Source organism: Luteimonas sp. TWI596 (genome assembly GCF_039674105.1).
Lineage (GTDB): Bacteria > Pseudomonadota > Gammaproteobacteria > Xanthomonadales > Xanthomonadaceae > Luteimonas.
Window position 1 is genome coordinate 1 of record NZ_JBDJMU010000004.1, and the last position, 22,949, is coordinate 22,949.

Annotated in this window: 18 protein-coding genes; 13 read left to right on the forward strand and 5 right to left on the reverse strand. The window is 68.4% G+C overall.

What is annotated here, in order from left to right; genetic code table 11:
• The coding region (locus tag ABE487_RS03965) for a leucine zipper domain-containing protein (RefSeq protein ID WP_346451442.1) at positions 1–371 on the reverse strand (371 nt) is incomplete at its 3' end.
• 268 nt (positions 372–639) lie between these two features.
• On the opposite strand from ABE487_RS03965, the gene ABE487_RS03970 reads away from it, so the two are divergent.
• The 8 genes from ABE487_RS03970 to ABE487_RS04005 all read left to right on the forward strand — a co-directional run bounded on the left by ABE487_RS03970 (position 640) and on the right by ABE487_RS04005 (position 10,550).
• Positions 640–1,818: a membrane dipeptidase gene (locus ABE487_RS03970; protein WP_346451440.1), complete on the forward strand. Its 1,179-nt coding sequence runs from the start codon at positions 640–642 to the stop codon at positions 1,816–1,818.
• 23 nt (positions 1,819–1,841) lie between these two features.
• Complete coding sequence (locus tag ABE487_RS03975) at positions 1,842–4,052, forward strand: TonB-dependent receptor (protein WP_346451438.1); 2,211 nt, start codon at positions 1,842–1,844, stop codon at positions 4,050–4,052.
• Positions 4,053–4,177: 125 nt separating this feature from the next.
• The gene (locus ABE487_RS03980) at positions 4,178–5,221 is read left to right on the forward strand and encodes a DUF1611 domain-containing protein (protein ID WP_346442617.1); all 1,044 of its coding nucleotides are present in this window, start codon (positions 4,178–4,180) and stop codon (positions 5,219–5,221) included.
• Complete coding sequence (gene bla, locus ABE487_RS03985; protein ID WP_346442456.1) at positions 5,218–6,219, forward strand: class A beta-lactamase; 1,002 nt, start codon at positions 5,218–5,220, stop codon at positions 6,217–6,219. Before ABE487_RS03980 ends, bla begins: the two co-directional genes overlap by 4 nt.
• Complete coding sequence (locus tag ABE487_RS03990) at positions 6,216–7,364, forward strand: hypothetical protein (protein WP_346442455.1); 1,149 nt, start codon at positions 6,216–6,218, stop codon at positions 7,362–7,364. Before bla ends, ABE487_RS03990 begins: the two co-directional genes overlap by 4 nt.
• A gap of 130 nt (positions 7,365–7,494) precedes the next feature.
• On the forward strand, positions 7,495–8,529 hold the full coding sequence (gene dgcN, locus ABE487_RS03995; RefSeq protein WP_346442454.1) for an N-acetyltransferase DgcN: 1,035 nt from the start codon (positions 7,495–7,497) through the stop codon (positions 8,527–8,529).
• Complete coding sequence (gene dgcA, locus ABE487_RS04000) at positions 8,514–9,587, forward strand: N-acetyl-D-Glu racemase DgcA (RefSeq protein ID WP_346451436.1); 1,074 nt, start codon at positions 8,514–8,516, stop codon at positions 9,585–9,587. The genes dgcN and dgcA overlap by 16 nt, the downstream gene beginning before the upstream one ends.
• 60 nt (positions 9,588–9,647) lie before the next feature.
• The gene (locus ABE487_RS04005; RefSeq protein ID WP_346442452.1) at positions 9,648–10,550 is read left to right on the forward strand and encodes a LysR substrate-binding domain-containing protein; all 903 of its coding nucleotides are present in this window, start codon (positions 9,648–9,650) and stop codon (positions 10,548–10,550) included.
• On the opposite strand, the gene ABE487_RS04010 is transcribed toward ABE487_RS04005, so the two are convergent.
• From ABE487_RS04010 to ABE487_RS04025, 4 genes are all read right to left on the reverse strand, one after another.
• A complete protein-coding gene (locus ABE487_RS04010) occupies positions 10,476–11,474 on the reverse strand; it encodes an alpha/beta fold hydrolase (protein WP_346442451.1) in 999 nt (332 codons plus the stop codon). The two genes, ABE487_RS04005 and ABE487_RS04010, sit on opposite strands and share 75 nt — an antisense overlap.
• Positions 11,474–12,871, reverse strand: coding sequence for a serine hydrolase domain-containing protein (locus tag ABE487_RS04015; protein WP_346442450.1), 1,398 nt, complete (start codon positions 12,869–12,871; stop codon positions 11,474–11,476). The genes ABE487_RS04010 and ABE487_RS04015 overlap by 1 nt, the downstream gene beginning before the upstream one ends.
• A 4-nt stretch (positions 12,872–12,875) precedes the next feature.
• On the reverse strand, positions 12,876–15,101 hold the full coding sequence (locus tag ABE487_RS04020; protein ID WP_346442449.1) for a TonB-dependent receptor: 2,226 nt from the start codon (positions 15,099–15,101) through the stop codon (positions 12,876–12,878).
• A 402-nt stretch (positions 15,102–15,503) separates the two neighbouring features.
• Positions 15,504–16,415 carry a LysR family transcriptional regulator gene (locus tag ABE487_RS04025; protein WP_346442448.1) on the reverse strand — a complete coding sequence of 304 codons (912 nt, stop codon included), beginning with the start codon at positions 16,413–16,415 and terminating at the stop codon, positions 15,504–15,506.
• A gap of 314 nt (positions 16,416–16,729) precedes the next feature.
• Here ABE487_RS04025 and ABE487_RS04030 point away from each other — a divergent pair, with 314 nt between their 5' ends.
• From ABE487_RS04030 to ABE487_RS04050, 5 genes are read left to right on the forward strand one after another with little or no spacing between them, the layout of a single operon-like run.
• On the forward strand, positions 16,730–17,980 hold the full coding sequence (locus tag ABE487_RS04030) for a 3-methyl-2-oxobutanoate dehydrogenase (2-methylpropanoyl-transferring) subunit alpha (RefSeq protein ID WP_346442447.1): 1,251 nt from the start codon (positions 16,730–16,732) through the stop codon (positions 17,978–17,980).
• 1 nt (position 17,981) lies between these two features.
• Positions 17,982–19,025 (forward strand): alpha-ketoacid dehydrogenase subunit beta, encoded by a 1,044-nt coding sequence (locus ABE487_RS04035; protein ID WP_346442446.1) that lies wholly within the window; start codon positions 17,982–17,984, stop codon positions 19,023–19,025.
• A gap of 3 nt (positions 19,026–19,028) precedes the next feature.
• Entirely contained in the window at positions 19,029–20,363 is a 1,335-nt protein-coding gene (locus ABE487_RS04040; RefSeq protein ID WP_346442445.1) for a dihydrolipoamide acetyltransferase family protein, read from the forward strand.
• 7 nt (positions 20,364–20,370) lie between these two features.
• Entirely contained in the window at positions 20,371–21,777 is a 1,407-nt protein-coding gene (lpdA, locus tag ABE487_RS04045; protein WP_346442444.1) for a dihydrolipoyl dehydrogenase, read from the forward strand.
• A gap of 8 nt (positions 21,778–21,785) precedes the next feature.
• Positions 21,786–22,883, forward strand: coding sequence for a branched-chain amino acid aminotransferase (locus ABE487_RS04050; protein WP_346442443.1), 1,098 nt, complete (start codon positions 21,786–21,788; stop codon positions 22,881–22,883).
• The last annotated feature ends 66 nt before the right edge of the window (positions 22,884–22,949 follow it).

A 22,949-nucleotide genomic window follows, 5' to 3' on the forward strand; every position in this document is an offset into this window, starting at 1 on the left:
TGGGGACGCGGTGGCTCCAGGGCCGAGAGCCGGTTGAGACCGGCCCGTCGAACGATCCGGGCGACGGTGCTCTGACTCAACCCCAGCGCATCGCCGATCTGACGATAGGTCTGGCGCTCGCGCCGCCGCGCCAGCACTTGCACCGTCACCGATGCGGGCGTCGCATGGGGGCACCGCGCGGGCCGGGAGTTGCGGTCCGCCAGCCCAGCCGCCCCTTCGCAGCGGAAGCGATCGAGCCACTTGTAGGCGGTACGCGGACTGACACCGCACGCCTGCGCAGCTTCTACCACCCGCAATCCTTCTTGCAGGACCCGGCGCACGAGCAGCGCTCGACCATGGGGCGTCAATCGGGCATGTTTATGCAGGTTCATCCGGGGCTCCTGGGGCTGGGTTGGCTTGGTAACCCCCATCTTCCAGAGATGCCCCGGATGAACAACCTACTGAAAGATCACATCTAGCCCCGCGGTCCTTGCCCGCCACCGCACCGCGTCGGCGTGCTGTGCGCCGTGCGGTCGCCCCCGGATGGCGACGCGCCTGATGCTGCAATGCAGCGCATTTTCGGGACAATGCGTCCGATATTCCTTGACAATTCTCTGATCAGGATAAATATTGCCGTAACGGGATTCTCGGAAGATGGCCATGTCCACCACACCGCACGCCCCTGTCCTGACCCGCCGACGTCTGCTCGGTGGCGTGGCCGCCCTGGCTGCGGGCGCGATCGCGTTTCCCGCCATCGCGCGCGGCCGCCATGCGGTCATCCCCGGCGTGGCCACCGACTACTCCACCCGAGCAGTCGATCTCGTCCGCGAGTCCCTGGTCATCGACATGCTCGGCGTGATCAAGATCGATTTTCGCCCCGAGTACCCGGCCATCCGCATCAGCGACCAGGACGCAGCCGACATGCGGGCCAGCGGCATCACCGCCCTGCATCACGCCATCGGCCTCGGCGGTCCGGACGCGTTCCAGGAGACGCTCGCCTACATGGCCGCATGGAACGGCTTCGTCGGCCGGAACGGGCACGTCTTCACGCTGGTCGGCGAGGCGGAAGACCTCGACCGTGCCAAGGCCGACGGCAAGGTGGCGGTGATGATCGGTGTCCAGAACGCCGAACACTTCCGCACCCCGGACGATGTCGCCCTGTTCTACCGCCTGGGCATGCGCTGCGCCCAGCTCACCTACAACGCGCAGAACCTGCTCGGGTCGGGCGCCACCGACCGGGTCGATGGCGGCGTCAGCGATTTCGGCGTGCAGATCATCGAAGCGATGAACGCGTCCGGCATGCTGATCGACGTCTCCCATTGCGGCGATCGCACCACGCTCGACGCGATCGAGCTGTCGCCGCGCCCGGTCGCGATCACCCATTCCAATTGCCGGGCGCTCAACGACCATCCGCGGGTCAAGACCGACGAGGCGATCCGCAAGCTCGCCGCCAAGGACGGGGTCATGGGCATCACCGGTGTGCGCATGTTCGTGCGTGACCGCGAGCCCACGACGATCGAACACATGGTCGATCACATCGACCATGTCGTGAAGCTGGTGGGCATCGACCATGTCGGCATCGGGTCGGATGCCGACCTGCACGGCTACGACGACATGCCCAGCGACCAGTTGGCGGCGCTACGCGCCAGCTACAAGGCCAGCTACGCGTTCCGCGAGCGTATCGACACCGACGGCTTCGACCATCCCCGCAAGACCTACGACCTCGTCGAGGTCCTGATCCGTCGCGGCTACAGCGACGGGCACATCCGCCAGATCCTCGGCGGCAACTTCCGGCGTCTGCTCGGCCAGACCTGGAAACCGATCGTTCTTCCCACCTGATCACGTCCATTGCGGAGCCCGGCATGCGCACGATGAAACGTTCGATTCTCGCCTCCACGCTGGCCATGTGTTGTGCCGGCCAGATCCCCCAGGCGTTCGCGCAGGACGCCGACAGCGACACCGGCCGCAAGGCGCCCGACGCCGTGGAACTCGACCGCGTGGTCGCCACCGCGCAAAAGCGCAGCGAGAACGTCATGGAGGTGGCCTCGGGGGTCAGCGTGATCAGCGAGGAACGCCTCGAAGCGTTCGGCGCGACGCGGCTCAACGACTTCGCGGCCTATGTGCCGGGCTTCCAGGTCGACAGCGGCGGCGCGCCCGGGCAGACCGCGATGGCCCTGCGCGGCGTGGCCCCGCTGGGCGGCGGCTCGATCATCGGGACCTACATCGACGACACGCCCATCGGCCCCAGCACCAACAAGCAGCGTGCGACGACCTACGCGCTCGACCTGCTGCCCTACGACATCCAGAGCGTGGAGGTGCTCCGCGGTCCGCAGGGCACACTGTATGGCGCCGGGGCGATGGGCGGGTTGTTCAAGTACATCACCAAGGCGGCCGATCCGGATGCGATCGAGTTCCGCGCCGGCATGGACGTCAACACCACCAGCGAAGCCGGTGACCTGGGCACCGGCCTGCGCGCGGCGATCAACGCGCCGATCGTCGAGGGGCGGGTCGGCCTGCGCGCCAGCTTCTCCAGGCAGGTGACGCCGGGCTACGTGGACCAGCCCGATCTCACCGGCGACGACGCCAAGGACAGCAACGGTTATTCGCAACTCGCCTCGCGCGTGGCGCTGACCTGGCGCCTCACCGACCACGTAAACCTGCGCCTGCAGACGCTGCACCAGCTGGTCGACGCCGACAACACCGGGCAGGTCGGTCTCACCCCTACGACGCTGGCGCCGTTGCGCGGAGAGCTCGACGGCATCCTGTTCCGTCCCACGCCCTATCGCATGGAGACCAACTACCACTCCGCGATCCTGGACTGGGACCTGGGCAACCTCGACTTCGTGTCGGCGACCAGTTTCTCCGAGACGCGGATGGACGAGACCCAGGACGCCACGCTGGTCTACGGCGTTGCCTGGCCGCTGCTGACCGGGGGCGCGGTGCCGGCCGGTCAGGCGCAGTTCGACGTGTTCCTGGGCAACCGCAAGTGGACCCAGGAGTTCCGGCTCAGTTCCAAGGCCGACGACCGCTTCGAATGGCTGGTCGGCACCTTCCTCACCGGCGAGAAGCACGGCAACCGTCAGAAAGTCAGCCCCTACGACAGCGACGGCAATCCGCTGCCGTTCGAGGCCGCGTCGGGCACCCTGCCCGGCCGTTACGATGAGCAGGCGCTGTTCGCCGATGCGACCTACAAGTTCAGTCCGCGCTTCGACGTGTCGGCCGGCGTGCGCTACGCCCGCAACGAACAGGACTTCGAGCAGCACACCACCGGTGCGCTCTATGGCGGCACGCTCGACCTGGTCGATTCGATCGACGAGAACGTGTTCACCTGGAAACTCGCGTCCCGCTGGCATCTCGACGACCGGTCGATGCTCTATGCGCGCTATGCGACCGGCTACCGGCCCGGCGGCCCGAACGTCTCGGTGACGGGCTCGGTGCCGATGACGCGCTCCGACACGCTGGGCAACTTCGAGCTGGGCTACAAGTCGCACTTCTGGGACCGGCGCGCGATGCTCGACGTGGCGGTGTTCCGTATCGACTGGGACGACATCCAGTTGCGCGAGACCGTCAACGGCATTTCGCGGATGGGCAACGCCGGCAGCGCGAAAAGCCAGGGCCTGGAACTTGCGGCGCTGGTCCGCGCGACCGAGCGGATCACCGTCGGGTTGAACGCCGCCTACACCGATTCCGAACTGGGCGACGTGCCGCCCGCCAGCGGCTTGACCTCGGGCAGCCGCATGCCGCTGACGCCGCGCCTGAGCTGGTCGAGCACCATCGACTACGACTTCGAGGCCGGGCCGCATTGGCACGGGCGCGTCGGCGGCGGCTTCCGCTTCACCGGCAACCGGGTCGGCATCGGCGGCTACGAGATCGAGAGCTACCGCGCCGTCGACCTCCACGCCGAGCTGACCAATCTGCGTTGGACCGCGCGTCTGTACGCCCGCAATCTGACCGACGAGCGCTCCTACGTGTCCACCGGACTCGTGCGCGATGTGTTCAACCGCGACGTTGCGGTGGTCGGCGTACCGCTGCAACCGCGCACGGTCGGCGTGTCGATCGACTACCGCTTCTGAGGTCCGCTGCACGCTCGGTCCCACCGATGCGTGCAGCCCCTCCCCCCTCCCCCCTCCTGCCTCTACAGGCGCGCCCTCGTGCCTGCTCTCCCCTGCTGTCCACGCCCCACTGGAGCTTGACCTTGATGACACCTTCTTCGAACGGCGCGGCGCACGCGGTCATCGCGTTGCCGCAGCCGTACCTGCTGTTTCTCGGCGATGTGACCGAACCGGGCTTTGCCAAGACTGCGATCGGTCTGCGCGACTGGGCGCCGGAACACTGCGTCGGCGAGTGGGCCCTGCCCGCAGCAACCGTCAGTACCGGCCTGCCGTCGATGACGCCTGCACAGGCCTACGCCGCCGGTGCACGCGCGCTGGTGATCGGTATCGCCAACCAGGGCGGCACGATCCTGCCGAGCTGGATCCCGTCGCTGCTCGAGGCCATGGAGCAGGGCCTGGACCTGGTCAGCGGCATGCACCAGGTGCTCGCCCACATTCCGGAACTGGCCGAGGCCGCGGTCCGGCTCGACCGCCGCCTGATCAGCGTGCGCGTGCCGCCGCCGGGCATTCCGGTCGCCAATGGCCGCAAGCGCAGCGGCAAGCGGGTGCTGACGGTCGGCACCGACTGCGCCCTGGGCAAGAAGTACACCGCGCTGGGGCTGGTCAAGGGCCTGCGCGCGCGCGGCGTCGATGCCGATTTCCGCGCCACCGGGCAGACCGGCATCCTGATCGCCGGGGGCGGCCTGCCGATGGATGCGATGGTCGCGGACTTCTCGGCCGGCGCCGCCGAACAGCTCAGTCCAGACGCCGCGCATGACCATTGGGACGTGATCGAAGGACAGGGTTCGTTGTTTCATCCCGCCTATGCCGGCGTGACCCTGGGACTGCTGCATGGCAGTCAGCCAGACGTGTTCGTCGTCTGCCACCAACCCGGGCGTGCCCACGTGCTCGGGTACCCCGACTATCCCCTGCCCTCGATCGAGGACGTGATCGACCTGACGGTGCGTCTGGGCAGCCGCACCAACCCGGCGATCCGCTGTGTGGGGGTCAGTTTGAACACGCATGGCATGAGTCCGGAGGCCGCATTGGCGGCCTGCGCTGAAGTGTCCTCGCGTCTGGGTCTGCCTGCGGGCGATCCGATGCGCGCTGAAACCGGTTTTGAACACGTCGTAGAGGCTTGCATCGCATGAAGAGTCTGAAGAACACCCTCGTCCTCGGTCTGGCCTTCGCGCTGGGCGCCGTCCCGCTGTCGGCATCGGCCGACAGCCGCGTGGTCGAGAAGGAAATCGAACGCCTGGCCTCGTCCATCGATGGCACCGTCGGCGTCTCGGCATGGCGACTGGACGGGACCGGCACGCCGGTGCACCTCAACGCCGATCAGCGCTACCCGATGGCGAGCACGTTCAAGATCGCGGTCGCTGCGGCGATCCTGGCCAAGGTCGATGCTGGCGAGCTCGCACTGGACACGCTGGTCGCCGTGGAACCGGAGAAGTACGTCGATTCGCTGGTGATCGCCGAGCATTTCATCCATCCCGGCGTCAGCCTGTCGATCCATAACCTGATCGAAGTGATGATGACCAACAGCGACAACACGGCGACCGACGTGTTGGTCGAGCAGGCCGGCGGGCCCGCGGCGGTGACTGCCTGGTTGCGGGGTCAGGGCATCGAAGACCAGCGTCTGGATCGCGACACCCGCACGCTGCTCAGGGAGTTCTACGGCGTCGACACCCGCGGTCTGAGCAAGGCCGACGTGGTGGAACTGGTCAAGGCCAACCCCGAACTGGCCACGCGCGGCGCGGGTGCGTATGCCCCCTACGACAACGACCCGCGCGACACCTCCACACCGCCGGCGATGGCCACGCTGCTGCAGCGCATCTTCAGCGGCCAGGCACTGAGCGAAGCGAGCACACGCGTGCTGACCAGCGTGATGGAACGCTGCCGGACCTGCGATGCGCGTCTGCGCGGTCGCATGCCACCAGGCACCGTGGTCGCCGACAAGAGCGGCACCGTCGGCGGCACGGTCAACGACGTCGGCGTGGTCACCCTGCCGGACGGCAGCCAGTTTGTCATCGCCGCGTTCGTCAAGGCCAGCAACGCGCCCCGGCCGGAACGCGAACGCGTGATTGCCGAAATCGCACGCACCGTCCGCGACTTCTACCTGTTCGAATCGGCGGACGCCGCACGATGACGACGCAGGCCAGCCGGTTCCAGCGCTATCTGTTACCGGGCCTGGCCTTCAAGTCGGCGGTCATCGGCGGCGGCTACGCCACCGGGCGCGAACTGGCGGAGTTCTTCCTGCCTTCGGGCCCATGGGGCGGGCTGGCCGCCATGACCCTGTCGATGGTCGTGTGGAGCGTCGTATGCATATTGACCTTCCTTCTGGCGCGGGAGATCCGCGCCTACGACTACCGCAGTTTCTTCCGGCATCTTCTCGGCCGTGGTTGGTGGACGTTCGAAGTCGCCTATCTGGCTCTGATCGTCGTCGTGCTGGCGGTGTTCGGGGCGGCGGCCGGTGAACTGGCCGCCACCATGTTCGACTGGCCGCGCCTGGTCGGCACGCTGCTGCTGGTGGTGGTGATCACGGCCGTCGTGCAGGCCGGCACGACGGCCGTCGAGCGGCTGTTCAAGCTGATGTCGCTGTTCATGTACGTGGTCTACGCGCTGGCGGCGTGTCTGATCTTGTTGCGCTTCGGCGATGGTTCGATGGCACGCATGTCCGGCAGCAGTGGCCTCGGCCCGCATTGGGCACTCGATGGGCTGACCTACGCCGGGTACAACGTGTTCGCAGCGGTCTCGACCCTGATCGTCGTCAGGCACCTGCTGCGTCGGCGCGATGCCGTCGTTGCCGGTGCACTCGCCGGACCGCTGGCGATCGTGCCGGCGATGGTGTTCTACGTCTGCATGCTGGCCTTCCTGCCCGATATCGCCGACGCGCCGCTGCCGTCGGACATGATGCTCGGCAAGCTGGAGCTGCCATGGTTCCAGTGGCTGTTCCGTCTGATGATTCTGGTCGCCCTGGTGGAGACGGGTGTGGCGTTGATGGCATCGGTCGATGCGCGCTTGCGTATCAACTGGCGCGAGCGCACCGGCACCGAACCCGGCCCGGGCCTGCGCACGGCGATCATCGCCGCGATCCTGCTCGGCGCGGTGTTCATGGCCGACGCGATCGGACTCGTCGCGCTCATTGCGCAGGGCTACCGCCTGCTGGCCTACGCGATTCTGGCGACCTATGTCGTGCCCCTGCTGCTATACGCGTTGACGCAGCTCTGGAGGCGTCGCGGCGATGCATTCGAGCCATCTGCCGCGCCGCCGACCGCGCCGGGTGCGGGCTGATCGGGATGGCCCGTCGTCACCAACCCATAATCCCTGGCTATAGACCGGCGGCGTGAATTCAATAGCCCGGCCAGGACGCGCCATCGAAGATGGAGGCCGTCCGGTGTTGGCCAGCAAGCCCAGGTCCCGCATGTCGCCCGATCCCGAAGCCCCCGCGCTGTGGCCGCCGCCCTTCCTGCTCTATCTGGGCGATGCGCAGGACGCACTCGCGGCCAAGACCGCGCGCGGCCTGGCCCAGTTCCGTCCGCAGTGGTGCCGGGCCCAGTTCCGCGGACCGCAATGCCGCACCAGCGTGGACCTGCCGGACATGGGCGTCGTCGACGCCCGGGCCGCCGGCATCAACACCATGGTCGTGGGCGTCGCCAATGCCGGCGGCCGGCTCGGACCGGCGATCGTCGCCGATGTCATTGCCGCGCTGGATGCCGGCCTCAACGTGGCATCGGGCCTGCACGAGCGGCTCACCGCGCATCCGTCGATCGTCGAAGCCGCGCGGCGCAACGGCCGTCATCTGTTCGATGCACGCACGCCGCCCGCGGTCCCGGTCGGCACCGGTCTGAGACGCGCGGGCCTGCGTCTGCTGACGGTCGGCACCGATTGCTCCAGCGGCAAGATGTACACCGCGCTCGCGCTCGCACAGGCGCTGCGCGCACGCGGTAGGCGCGCCGACTTCCGCGCGACCGGCCAGACCGGCATCTTCATCGCCGGTGGCGGATTGCCGCTCGATGCACTGGTCGCGGACTTCATCTCCGGTGGCGTCGAGTGGCTGTCCCCGGCACGCACCGATGGGGGCTGGGACGTCATCGAGGGCCAGGGGTCGCTGTTCCACGCGTCCTTTGCCGGTGTGTCGCTGGGGCTGCTCCATGGCGCCCAGGCCGACGCCCTCGTGCTGTGCCACGCACCGGGGCGCACGCATATGCGCGGGCTGCCGCATTACCCGCTGCCCGACCTGCGCACCACGTTGGACGCGAACCTCGCAGCCGCACGCCTGACCAATCCCGCTGTGCAGGCGGTCGGGATCGCCCTCAATACCTGCGACCTGCCCGATGCCGACGCGCTGCGTCTGTGCCGAGAGATCGAGCAGGCATTCGGACTTCCCACGCAGGACCCCCTGCGCCACGGCACTGACGCCATCATCGACAGGATCCACGCATGCTTCCCTGGTTGAGCGCCGTCCCGCGCTCGTGGCCGCTGGCCACACCGTTCCGCATCTCGCGCGGCTTGCGCACCACGGCCGAGGTGGTCGAAGTCCATATCCGCGACGGCGGCCGCATCGGACGCGGCGAATCGACGCCCTATGCACGCTATGGCGAGACGATCGACTCGGTGATCGCGCAGGTCGAAACACTCGCCCGCCTCCCACCGGCCGCGCTCGACCGTGCGCAGTTGCAGCGGATGCTACCGGCCGGTGCGGCGCGCAATGCCGTCGATAGCGCGTTGTGGGATCTGGAATCGCAGCGCCGCGGTGTGCCGGTCTCGACGCTGCTCGGGCAGACCGATCTGCCCTGCCTGCCGACCGCCCAGACCATCGGTCTGGACACGGCCGAGCGCATGGCCGAAGCGGCGCGCGGCCATGCGCATCTCGACCTGCTCAAGATCAAGGTCGGTGCAGACGATCCGGCGCGCTTGATCCAGGCCGTCCGCGATGCCGCGCCGCAGGCCCGCCTGATGGTCGACCCCAACGAAAGCTGGACGATCGACCTGCTGCAGGCCATGCAGCCGCTGCTGGCGGCCACGCGCGTGGAACTGGTCGAACAGCCCTTGCCGGCAGGCGAGGACGAACGCCTGCGTGGCTTCCAGTCGGCAACCCTGCTGTGCGCGGACGAGTCGTGCCATGTCGCCGAGGACCTGCCGCGCCTGCAGGACCTCTATGGCGTGGTCAACATCAAGCTCGACAAGACCGGCGGCCTGACCGGTGCGCTGACGCTGCTGGATGCCGCGCGCACGCAGGGCTTCGAGATCATGGTCGGTTGCATGGGCTGTTCGTCGCTGGCGATCGCGCCGGCGCTGCATGTCGGCCGGCACGCGCGTTTCGTGGACCTGGACGGCCCGCTGTGGTTGCGCGACGATCACCCCGGTGGCATGCACCTGGTCGGCGGCCTGCTGCAGCCACCCGCGTCCATGTTGTGGGGCGGCGGCCGCCGCATCGAGGTCGAGGACCGGACGCCCACGCCGATCGCCCCGGCGCAGCCGCCCAGGGTGGCGCCCTCCCCGCTGACCGCCTGAGCCGCCACGGCCGGCCGCACCGATCCGAACGGTGGGCCGATCGCAATCCCGGAGCCGACCATGCGTTTCCGCCAGATCGAAGTCTTCCATGCGATCTACACCACCGGTTCGATCAGCGGCGCCGCGCGCACCCTGCACGTCTCGCAGCCGGCGCTGAGCAAGGTGCTGGCGCACACCGAGCAGCAGCTCGGCATGGCGCTGTTCCGGCGTGTGCGCGGCCGTCTGGTGCCGACCGATGAAGCGCATGCGCTGGCCAACGAAGCGGCGGAAGTCTTCCGGCGCCTGACCTCGCTACAGAAGACCGCCAGCAACCTGCGCTTCATGACCGATGGCCACATTCGCCTTGCGGTGGTGCCATCGCTGGGCCTGCAGGTGGCACCGTTGGCGATTGCCCGATTCCGCACGCGCTATCCGCACACCACCTTCGAAGTGCAGACCCTGCACCACGACGACCTGTTCCGTGCGCTCTACGAGCGCAGTTGCGACATCGCCATCGGCTACGACGCGCCCACCCATCCACGGCTCAAGCGTCGCGACCTCACCGACGGCGAGCTGGTGCTGATGTTCCGCGAGGCGGACATGCCCGACGTCGGCGCGCGGATTGCATTGCAAGCCCTGCAGGACCGCGAGCTGCTCGGTATGACGACCGGCGGCCCGCTGGGCGATCTGTTCAATCGCGAGCTGCAGCGCCTGCAGGTGCGCGTGCGCGAAGTCGTCTCCAACCAGACCTTCTACATCGCCGCCGGGCTGACCCGGTGCGGCGCGGGCATGTCGATCGTCGACGAGTTCACCGCCCAGGCCTTCGCCGCCCCCGGGCTTGCATGGCGGCCGCTGTCTCCGGCCCTCGGCTTCAAGGTGCAGTGCATGTTCCTCGAAGAGCGTCCGCCATCACGGCTGATCGAGGGATTCCTCAAGCAGTTCTCGATCGCGCTGGAGGGGCGCGGCCCCCCGCTCGGCCTCTGAGTCGCCGTGCGGCGCCCCGGCGCCGTCCTGCGCAGGCAAGGCATCGACGAATGCGCCGACCAGACTGACGAAGCGCGCGGGGTCCTGCGTATGCAGGAAGTGCGAGCTGCCTTCGAAGGTGATCTGCTGGGCGCCATAGCGCGACGCCAGCCCACGTTGGCTGTCGAGCCAGACCTCCAGGACATCGTCGCCGAGCCGCAGCACGCCGGCCGACAACACCAGTGCGGGGACACCGGAGACAGGTTCGAGGCTGCGCACCTGCGCCTCGCTGGCCTGCAGCGCGGTGAATTCGCGCGCCTGGATCGGCGCGAGCTTGAGCAGGGGCGCCACCCACCACGGATCGGCACACCGCGACTCGCCCAGTGCATCCAGGCAGCGCAGCATGAAATCGGCGGCGCGGGCATCGTCGAACACCAGACCGGCGATCTGATCGGGATAGCGCGCGGCGTAGGCCTCGGCCACCAGGCCACCGAGCGAATGGCCGACCAGCACATACGGCGGCGCGATCTGCGTCGTCTCGAGCAGCCCGTGCAGTTCGTCGGCCATCGTCACCACATCGCGCGGTCCCGGCGGTGCGGCATCGCTCTCGCAGTAGCCCAGTCTGTCGTAGGTGAACACACGACCATGTCGCAGCAGTCCCTCGAGCACCGACGCCCAAGTTGCCTGGCCGCTGCCCAGCCCCGTGATCATGACCAGCGTCGGACGTCGGTCGTCCGGATCGCCGCTGATGGACCAGCGCATGCGCAGACCATCGACATCGGCGTTGCGCAACGTCGCCGCGAACGGCAGCGAGGCACTGCAGCTGCCTTTGCGGATCTGCAGGTGCAAGGTGAGCACCGCGCCGACCAGCAGCAAGGCCCCGACCGCCAGCAGGATCCGCAGCCAACGCCGGCGACGGCGCGGGGACTTGGGGGGATTGGTCATCAGTGAGGACTCCGCTGCAGGGACAGTGTGCTGCTGTTGATCGAGACCTCGAGCGTGGCGCCGCCAGGCGGGATGCGCAGGCGGATCGGCCGCACCGGGTCCTCGGCGATGAAGCCGCCACTGCTGTCGCGCCGGAACATCTGCATCGTGCCGTCGGCAGGCGTCAGCGCCGAGAAGATCCGCACCGCAAGCCGATCGCCTTCGGGTGCGGGCACGCGGTAGCGCAGGCCGAGCGCAGCATCGACGTACTCGCCCGGATGCACCGCGGCCACTGCCGGTTCGGTCCACAGACCGGCGGGCACAAGCGCCGCAGCAATCGCATCGGCACGCGGAATCGGGTCTTGGTCGCCGCGGTTGCACAGCACCGCGACGCCCAGCCTGTGCTCGGGCAGCCGCAGGTACTGCAGGCGGAAGGCTTCAGCCGCGCCCGCGTGCTCAATGACGCGCTGGCCGTTGCGCTCGCCCACGCGCAGCCCCCCCGCATAGCCCAGCCCGTCCGGGACGCCGGCAAAGCCACCGTCGGACAGCTGCGCCGGCGTCCACATGATCTCGCGCACCGCATCGGTCCACACTCGATGGCCGACCTCGATGTCGTACTCGTAGCGGGCCAGATCCTTCGCAGTGAGCATCAGCCCGCCCGAGCCGCCGATCAGCGGATAGGTGTCGCGCACCTGGAAACCGCCCTTGGCAGGCACGTATCCGTGGGCGACGGCGGCACCCGTCGGGCGTTGCCCGGCGAGGAAGAACGCATCGCGCATGCCCAGCGGCTCGAAGATGTGCCTGCGGACATACTCGGCGAAGGGCAAGCCGGTGGTGCGCGCCACGATCTCGGCCAGCAGCAGGTAGCCGCCGTTGGAGTACTCGAAGCGTGTCCCCGGCGCGAACGCGGTGTCCGGGCGCGCGGTCACCAGCCCGACCGCGCCTGCCTGGTCGAGAACGCCCCAGTCCGAGACGCCGGCCATCGCCGCGAGCATCAGCCAGTCCGGCAGGCCGGACGTGTGATGCATCAGCATCCGCGGCGTGATCGTGCCCGACTGGCCCGGAAGTTCGGGGATGTACTGCCGCACATCCCCGTCCAACTCGATCGTGCCGGCCGCCGCCAGTTGCGCGACCGCCAGTGCGGTGAACTGCTTGGACACCGAGGCCGCGTAGAACAGCGTGTCACCGTCGATCGGGCGACCGCGATCGAGATCGGCCAGACCCGCGGACGCCGCCAGGATCACCTGCCCTGCGCGCGAGGCGGTGATCGCACACCCGGGCCCGTCCGCCGCGATGCCGTCGACGGCCACTGCCGTCGCCGGCGATGGCTCGGCCGACTGCACCTGGCATGCCAACAGCAGCCAGGGCAGCGACCACGACAAGGACTTCAGGACCCGCGCGCGCGATGGAACGGGCATGGCATCAGAACCGGTAATCGAAGGACACGCCGATGGTACGCGGTTGCAGCATCACGCCATTCCAGCGCGTCAGACGCGCCGATCCCAACAGGGTCCGACTGGCCGCGGTGAAGGTATCTTCGTTGGTCACGTTGTTGACGAAGAAGCGGAACGAGGCGTCGGTGCTGCCCAGTTCGGCGCTCAGATCGAGCAGGCTGTAGCTGGACAGATCGATCGACTGCGACGCCGCCACCGACAGCGGACGGCTGCCGTAGTAACGCAAGGCGCCGGCCAGGCTCCAGGCCCACTCGCCCCGGGTCGGGAACTGGTAGTGCGCCTGCACGCTGCCGCTCCACTCGGGGACCTGCGGCAGCGGCGTGCCCGCCGGCGCCTGACCCGGAATCGACGCCGTCAGTTCGGCATCGGTATAGGTCAGCGTCCCGCTCAGGCGCAGGCCGTCGCTCGCCGCGATCGAGCCGCTGAACTCGACACCCTGGCTGCGTGCGCTGCCACCGTTGAGGCCATAGGAAATGCCGCTGGGCGTTGCCAGGTTGAGACGGATGTCGTCCCAGTCGATGCGAAACACCGCAGCCTCGACCAGGGCACGCCGGTCCCACAGATGACTTTTGATCCCCAGTTCGTAGTTGACCAGCGTATCGGCGTCGACCTGTCGCGGCACATCGGGCGCATTGGCGATCAGCGGGTTGGGACTGCCGGCGCGATAGCCGCTGGCGGCCCGCAGATAGGCCATGCTGTCCTCGCCAAAGAACAGGCGCGGACTGACGCTCCAGGTGGTCACACTTTCCGAGGAGGTGCCGTTGTAAGCCTGTCCGCCGCCCAGCAGGCCGCCCAGGCTCTGGTCGAACACCTGGTCGTTCTGTGCATGGCGCAGGCCCAGGGCCAGGTCGAAGCGGTCGCTGAACTTCCAGGTCGTATTGCCGAACAGCGCCTTCTCGCGATACGTGGTCAGCACATCCGCGGTGAACAGCGAGGCCACCGGCGTCATGGTCGCGCTCATGACGTCGCCGAACTCGATGTAGTCGGCGTCCTCGTCGGTGTAGAACGCGCCGATCTGCCACGCCAGCCTGCTGGTGTCCTTGGAAGTCAGGCGGACTTCCTGGGTGAACTTGCGCAGACCGATCTTGGTGTCGAGCGCCGCGTAGGCCAGCGGGCCACGACCGGGCGTGCCCCCGAGCAGCGGCACGTACTCGGCCGACAGGTCCTGCACGCGCCAGGTGCGCGAGTCGAGCCAACTGCTCGATGCATTGAAATCGGCCCAGCCCAGATCCCAGTCGACGCTCAGCCCGTAGACATCGGCATCGATGGTGCTCGGCTGCAGCAGCAGATAGTCGCTGGCGTAGCCCGGCAGCGAGCGCTCGAGCGTCACCGGATCGAGCGAGACCACGCCAAGGTTGTCGGCCCGGTTCTGCTGGGTGATCGCGCTGAGCACCACCTCGAGCGTGTCGATCGGCTGCCACAGCAGCGACAGGCGCCCGGCCTTCTGGCGCACGTCGTTGGTGTCGCGGCGCTGGAGCACGGTGTTGTCGATCCAGCCCGGCGTCGCCTGCTCGGCGTAGCTGGCGCGCATTGCCAGCTTGCCCTCGGCCAGTGGCGCGTTGATCGAGACGCGTCCGGCGTAGCCCACGTGCCCCCCGTCGTCGATGACGCTGACCGTGCCACCGGCCCGGCCTTCGAAGTAGTCCAGTTCGGGGCGACGGGTGACGTACTTGACCAGACCGCCCAGCGCACTGGCGCCATACAGCGTGCCCTGCGGACCACGCAGCACTTCGACATGCTGCAGGTCATAGGGCAGCAGATCGAACATGCCCGACGTGCCGCCCGACAGCGACCCGTTGGGGGTCAGCGGGATGTCGTCGACGTAGATCGCGGTCGATGCCGTGTTGCCCATCGGCACGATGCCGCGCAACGACACCTGCGCGCGGCCGGGCCAGCCCAGGTTGTTGACCTGCAGGCCGGGAATCACACCGGCCAGGTTGTTGACGTTGTTGATCTGCAGGCGGTCGAGGGCTTCCTCGCCCAGTACGCTGATCGACATCGGGATTTCAGTGGGCGATTCCACACGCTTTTGTGCGGTGACCTGGATCACATCGAGCGTGCGCGGGGCCGACGGGGACGCCTCGGCGTCTTCGGGCGCGTCCTGCGCCAATGTCTGGAACGTGGTGCCGGATGCCAAGAGCCCGCAGAGGCAGGCCAGTGTCAGCAGGGAGGGACGGAGTGTGTGGTTGCGCATCGTGTTCAGTCTCGACAAGTGGGGAGGCCCCTGAAAGGACGGACAGAACCCGGTTCTTGGGGGAGGAGCGCGGTGGGAAACACACAGTGAGGGGGTCCATCCCGCGGCGGCCGGTTTCACGGCGGACATCTCGATCCGATCGCGCGAAGAATTGGCCTGATCCGAGAAAATGCAATGAAATTCTCTGATGGGAACTTAACCGGGCCCGATGGCCCGGCTCCATTGCGAATACTTGGGTCATGCATAACCCAAAGCTATGGGCCGATCGGCGTGGCGTCGCAGCCACGTGTCGTTCCCATCCAACCCGCCCCCACACGTGGGAAGGGCCTGGTCCTGCCCGACCTGACGCAAGCCGCCGACGCGCGGGCGGAGGGCTTGATCAACGCGCACGCAGCAGTGCGCTCAGCCGTCGCAGGCGAAGACCAGGAACTGGTGCAGCGCATGGGCGGGCGCAGACAACGGGGCGTCGGGGCGCCAGACCAGCCCCACTTCCATCGGCGGCACGGCCACCTCGAGCGTACGCACGTCGATCCGGCGGCCGTCCAGCGACCAGGGCCGGTAGACCATGTCCGACAGGATGCTGACGCCGAATCCGTAGGCGACCAGGCCGCGCAGGGCTTCGAGCGACGAGGTACGAAACGCCACGTTCGGCGCATGGCCCACCGAGTGCCAATAGCGCATCGCCGAGGCCTCGCCCTCGTCCACTTTCAGCATGATGTAGGGATACGGCGCCACATCGGCCGGCCCGATGGTCGGCAACTGCGCCAGCGGATGCGATTCGGCGATCCACAACTGGCGGCGCGAGCGGATCAGCGCCTGGCGCCGGAGCACATAGGGCTCGACCATGTTGGAGATGATGCACAGTCCCAGATCGAGCGCGCCGTCGGTCACGCCGCGTTCGATCTCGGCGCGGTCCATGTCGATCAGATCGATCTCCACCAGTGGGTAGGAGCGCTTGAAACGCGCCAGCAGGCTGGGCAGGAAGTAGCCCAGCACCGTGTACGAAGCGCCGACCCGCACTGTCCCGGTGAGCGCATTGGCCAGCAGCGTCGGCTCGCTGAGCGCGTCCTGCAGCGTGTCCAGCACGTGGCGCACGTGCTGGTGGAAGCGATGGCCTTCCGCGGTCAGCGCGACCCCGTGCGGCATCCGGTCGAACAGACGCAGGCCCAGCATCGTCTCGAGCTGGGCGACCGCAGTGGTGATCACCGATTGCGAGACGTGCAGCTTGCGGGCCGCCTGCGAGAACTGGCCCAACTCGGCCGCTTCGGCGAAGTAGCGCAGTTGCCGCAACGACAGGTTGGCCGGAATCTGCATGTCACACTCCGAACAGCGGCAGGCATCGGATTTTACGATACCTCGTAAAGAATTAAACAAATTTACGATAGCCGGCCGGCGCCGTAGACTTCACGCCTGGCGGAATGCGGCGCGCCGCGCCCGCCTGAGTGCCGCGGGCCGAGCCCGCCCCGACCGGGAGAAGCGTTTCTTGTCCTGTGCCCCGTCCCGGCACGCGCCCCGCGCGTGCCCCCTCGCGTCGATCGCCCGTCCGGGCATCGGCCGCGCCCTCGCCGACGCCCCCCGCCGCCGGCATGTCCGTTCTTCCATGTCCCATGTCCAGCGAGGCTCCTGACATGTCCACGTCCCAGACCCCGGCCACGACCGCCCCCTTGCGGCTGCACGTGCCCGAACCCAGTGCCCGCCCGGGCCAGGCCACCGATTTCTCCTATCTGCAGCTCAGCCCGGCCGGCGCGGTCGACAAGCCCGCGCTCGATGTAACCGCCGGCCAGACCGCGCCGCTGACCACGCAACTGGTCCGCGTGCTCGACGACAACGGCGACGCGGTCGGCCCGTGGGCGGCCGACATCGACGACGCCGTGCTGCTGCGCGCGATGCACGCGATGCTCAAGACCCGCGCCTTCGACGCCCGCATGTTGATCGCCCAGCGCCAGAAGAAGACCTCGTTCTACATCCAGTGCCTGGGCGAGGAAGCGATCGCGGTCGGCCAGACCCTGGCGCTGCGCGACGGCGACATGCAGTTCCCGACCTACCGCCAGCAAGGCATCCTGATCACCAAAGAGGTCTCGCTGGTCGAGATGATGTGCCAGGTGCTGTCGAACGCAGCCGACCCGCTCAAGGGCCGCCAGTTGCCGATCATGTACTCGTACAAGGACGCGGGCTTCTTCTCGATTTCCGGCAACCTGACCACGCAGTACATCCAGGCCGTGGGCTGGGCGATGGCCTCGGCGATCAAGGGCGACACCAAGATCGCGACCGCCTGGGTCGGCGACGGCGCGACCGCCGAAGGCGATTTCCACGCCGCCCTGGTGTTCGCCCACGTGTACCGCGCGCCGGTGATCCTCAACGTCGTCAACAACCAGTGGGCGATCTCGACGTTCCAGGCGATCGCCGGCGGCGAGAACACCACCTTCGCCGCACGCGGCGCCGCCTACGGCATTCCGTCGCTGCGCGTGGATGGCAACGACCTGCTGGCCGTCTACGCCGCCTCGCGCTGGGCCGCCGAGCGCGCGCGCAGCAATCTGGGCGCGACGCTGATCGAATGGGTCACCTATCGCGCCGGTCCGCATTCGACCTCCGACGATCCCTCCAAGTACCGCCCCGCCGACGACGCGCAGCATTTCCCGCTCGGCGATCCGATCGAGCGCCTGAAGCGGCATCTGATCAAGCGCGGGCTGTGGAGCGACGAACAGCACGAACAGGTGCGCAGCGAACTCGATGCTGAGATCTCGCGCGCACTCAAGGAAGCCGAGTCCCATGGGTTGCTCGGCAGCGACAACCGTCCCGGCGCGGCCGACATGTTCAACGACGTCTACAAGGACATGCCCGACCACCTTCGCCGCCAGCGCCAGCAGTTGGGAGTGTGAGATGAGCGAAACCGAACTCCAGACCACCGGCAGCGCGCCGATGACGATGATCCAGGCGCTGCGTTCGGCGATGGACGTCATGCTCGAGCGCGACGACACCGTGGTGATCTTCGGCGAGGACGTCGGCTACTTTGGCGGCGTGTTCCGCTGCACCGACGGCCTGCAGGCCAAGTACGGCAAGCAGCGCGTGTTCGACGCGCCGATTTCCGAAAGCGGCATCGCCGGGGCGGCGATCGGCATGGCCGCCTACGGCCTGCGCCCGGTCGCCGAGATCCAGTTCGCCGACTACATCTACCCGGCCTACGACCAGATCGTCTCCGAAGCGGCGCGCCTGCGCTACCGCTCCAACGGCATGTTCACCTCGCCGCTGGTGTTCCGCACGCCCTGCGGCGGCGGTATCTACGGCGGCCAGACCCACAGCCAGAGCCCGGAGGCGATCTTCGCCCACGTCGCCGGCCTGCGCACCGTGATGCCGTCCAACCCCTATGACGCCAAGGGTCTGCTGATCGCCTCGATCGAGAACGACGATCCGGTGATCTTCCTCGAGCCCAAGCGCCTGTACAACGGGCCGTTCGACGGCCATCACGACCGCCCGGTCGTGGCCTGGTCCAAGCATGCCGACAACCAGGTGCCCGAAGGCTACTACTCGGTGCCGCTGGACAAGGCCGCCGTCGTGCGCGAAGGCCAGGCGGTCACCATCCTGACCTACGGCACCACGGTGTGGGTGGCGCAGGCCGCGGCCGAAGACGCCGGCATCGACGCCGAGGTCATCGACCTGCGCAGCCTGTGGCCGCTGGATCTCGACACGATCGTCGCCTCGGTCAAGAAGACCGGTCGCTGCATCGTGCTGCACGAGGCCACCCGCACCTGCGGCTTCGGCGCCGAACTCGTCGCGCTGGTCCAGGAGCACTGCTTCTACCACCTGCAGGCGCCGGTGGAGCGCGTCACCGGTTGGGACACGCCCTACCCGCACGCGCAGGAATGGGACTACTTCCCGGGCCCGGCCCGGGTCATCGACGCGATGCATCGCGTGCTGGAGGACTGAGCGATGGGACACCACGTCATCAAGATGCCGGACATCGGCGAAGGCATCGCCGAAGTCGAACTGATCGCCTGGAAGGTCGAGGTCGGCGGCACCGTCGCCGAAGACGAAGTCGTGGCCGAGGTCATGACCGACAAGGCGATGGTCGAGATCCCCTCGCCTGTCGCCGGCACCGTGGTCTCGCTGGGCGGCCAGCCCGGCGAGATGATGGCCGTCGGCAGCGAGCTGATCCGGCTCGAAGTCGAAGGCGCCGGCAATGTGAAGGCCGGCGCCGCGGCGCCGGAGGCAGCGGCCGCCAAGCCGGCCGAACCGAAGGTCGACACGCCGAAGGTCGAGGCCGCCAAGCCCGCGCCGGCGGTCGAGACACCGCGCGCGCAGGCCCCTGCCAAGCGTGCCGCGCCGGCGACGACGTCCGATGCGCGCGGCCCGGTGACCAACGGCGTGCTCGCCGCCGGCGAGCAACCGCTGGCCTCGCCGGCCGTGCGCCGCCGCGCGTGGGACCTGGGCATCGAGCTGCGCTTTGTGCCGGCCAGCGGCCCGGGTGGTCGCATCCTGCAGGCCGACCTCGACGCCTACGCCGCGGCCGGCGGCAAGGCCCAGCCGGTCGGCGGCGCCGCCTCCGGTGGCGGCTATGCGCGCCGCACCGGCGAGCAGCAGATCCCGATCATCGGCCTGCGCCGCAAGATCGCGCAGAAGATGCAGCAGTCGTGGTCGACCATTCCGCATATCACCTATGTCGAGGAAATCGACGTCACCGAGGTCGAGGCCTTGCGCGCCCAGCTCAACACGCGCTGGGGCAAGGAACGCGGCAAGCTGACCCTGCTGCCGCTGCTGGCCCGCGCGGTGATCCTCGCCGCACGTGACTACCCGCAGATGAACGCCCGCTTCGACGACGATGCCAACGTCGTCACGCGCTACGAAGGCGTGCAACTGGGCATCGCCACGCAAAGCGCAGTGGGCCTGTCGGTGCCGGTGGTCGCGCATGCCGAGTCGTTGGACCTGTGGCAGACCGCGGGCGAGATCGCGCGCCTGGCCACGGCCGTGCGCGAAGGCAAGGCCACCCGCGAGGAGCTGTCGGGCTCGACGATCACCATCAGCAGCCTCGGCCCGGTGGGCGGCGTGGTCTCCACGCCGATCATCAACCATCCGGAAGTGGCGATCGTCGGCGTCAACCGCATCATCGAGCGGCCGATGTTCAAGGAGGGCCAGGTGGTCGCGCGCAAGCTGATGAACCTGTCCTCGTCGTTCGACCATCGCATCGTCGACGGCATGGACGCGGCCGAGTTCGTGCAGGCGATCCGGCGTCGCCTGGAAACCCCTGCCCTGCTGTTCGTGGAGTGAGCCCTTGATGTCGAAGACCATCGAAACCCAGCTGCTGGTCATCGGCGGCGGCCCGGGCGGCTACGTCGCCGGCATCCGCGCCGGCCAGCTCGGCGTCAAGACCGTTGTCGTCGAAGGCGTGAACCCGGGCGGCACCTGCCTCAACATCGGCTGCATTCCGTCCAAGGCGCTGATCCATGCCGCCGAGGAATTCGCCAAGGTCGCCGCCTTCGCCGCCGGCAACTCGCCGCTCGGCATCACCGTGCAGGCGCCGACGATCGACCTGGCCAAGACCGTCGAATGGAAGGCCGGTATCGTCAAGAAGCTCACCGGCGGTGTCGGCGCGCTGCTGAAGAAGAACGGCGCGCAGCTCATCAAGGGCTGGGCGACGATCGTCGACGGCAAGACCGTCGATGTCGCTGGCGCCGGTGACGACGGCGGCAATCTGCGCATCAAGTGCGAGCACCTGCTGCTGGCGACCGGCTCGGTGCCGGTGGAACTGCCGTTCCTGCCGTTCGGCGGCAAGGTGATCTCCTCGACCGAAGCGCTGTCGCCGACCGCGCTGCCCAAGCACCTGATCGTCGTCGGCGGCGGCTACATCGGACTGGAGCTGGGCACCGTCTATCGCAAGCTCGGCTGCGAAGTCACCGTGGTCGAGGCGCAGGACCGCATCCTGCCCGCCTACGACAATGAGCTGACCAAGCCGGTCGCCACCCACCTGCAGAAGTCCGGCGTCCAGGTGCTGACCGGCCACAGCGTGCTGGGACTGTCGGACGACGGCGCACTGCGCGTCCGCGACCCGGACGGCACCGAGCGCACGCTCGACGGCGATCAGATCCTGGTCGCGGTCGGCCGGCGTCCGAAGACCGACGGCTTCAACCTCGAATCGCTGGGCCTCGACCTCGCCGGCAAGGCCATCAAGATCGACGACCAGTGCCGCACCTCGATGCGTCATGTCTGGGCGATCGGCGATGTCGCCGGCGAACCCATGCTCGCGCACCGCGCGATGGCCCAGGGCGAACTGGTGGCCGAGATCGTCAGCGGCAAGAAGCGCCGGTTCGTGCCGGCCGCGATCCCGGCGGTGTGCTTCACCGATCCGGAAGTCGTCGTCGTCGGCCTGTCGCCGGACGAGGCCAAGGCCCAGGGCATCGACGCCAAGACCGCGCTGTTCCCGTTCGCCGCCAACGGCCGGGCGATGTCGCTTGAGTCCACCGACGGCTTCGTGCGCGTGGTCGCACGGGCAAGCGATCACCGCATCGTCGGCTGGCAGGCCGTCGGCGTGCAGGTCTCCGAACTGTCGATCGCCTTCGTGCAGTCCATCGAGATGGGCGCCACGCTCGAGGACATCGCCGGCACCATCCATCCCCACCCGACGCTGGGCGAAGCCGTGCAGGAAGCGGCGCTGCGCGCACTCGGCCACGCTTTGCACATCTGAGTTCGCGCATGACCACCGAGTCGATCCACACCTTCCGCATCGTCCCCTCGCAACAGGTCCGCCAGCAGGCCGACCGCGAAGCGATCCTCGCCGACCCGGGGTTCGGGACCCATTTCACCGACCACATGGTCGCGATCGACTGGACCGTCGAGGACGGCTGGCACGACGCGCATGTGCGGCCCTATGGCCCGCTCACGTTCTCGCCGGCCGCCGCGGTGCTGCACTACGGCCAGGAAATCTTCGAAGGCATGAAGGCGTTCCGTCATGCCGACGGCTCGATCTGGACGTTCCGGCCCGAGGCCAACGGCCGCCGCCTGCAGCACTCGGCGCGCCGCATGGCCCTGCCCGAACTGCCGGTGGACCTGTTCGTCGAGTCGATCCGCCAGCTGGTGCGTACCGACCAGGTCTGGGTGCCAGGCGGCGGCGAGTCGAGCCTGTACATCCGGCCCTTCATGATCGCCAATGAGGATTTCCTCGGCGTGCGCCCTGCCCGTCGCGTGGCCTACTACGTGATCGCCAGCCCCGCCGGCGCCTACTTCAAGGGCGGCATCAAGCCGGTCTCGATCTGGCTGTCGCGCGACTACGCCCGCGCCGGCCGCGGCGGCACCGGCTCTGCCAAGTGCGGCGGCAACTACGCCGCCTCGCTGCTGCCCCAGCGCGAGGCCTACGACAACGGCTGCGCGCAGGTGCTGTTCCTGGACGCGGAGACCAACACCTTCGTCGAGGAACTCGGCGGCATGAACGTGTTCCTGGTGCAGCGCGACGGCAGCGTGGTGACGCCGTCGCTGACCGGCAGCATCCTGGAAGGCATCACCCGCGACAGCGTGATCCAGTTGCTGCGCGACCACGGCCACACCGTGACCGAACGCCGGGTCGAGATCGCCGAATGGATCGACGGCGTGCGCTCGGGCGAGATCGCCGAGGTGTTCGCCTGCGGCACCGCCGCCAGCATCTCCCCGATCGGCGTGCTCAAGGGCGCCGACTTCAGCGTCGGCGATGCCGATGCCGGGCCTGGCGCGGTCACGATGGCGATCCGCAAGGACCTGCTCGACATCCAGTACGGCCGTACGCCCGACCGCCACGGTTGGCTGACCCGCCTGGTCTGACCGCGTGTCGCGGCACAGCGGGCCTGCGCCGCAGGCCCGCCCGTATCGCCGGCATCCTTCGCGTCG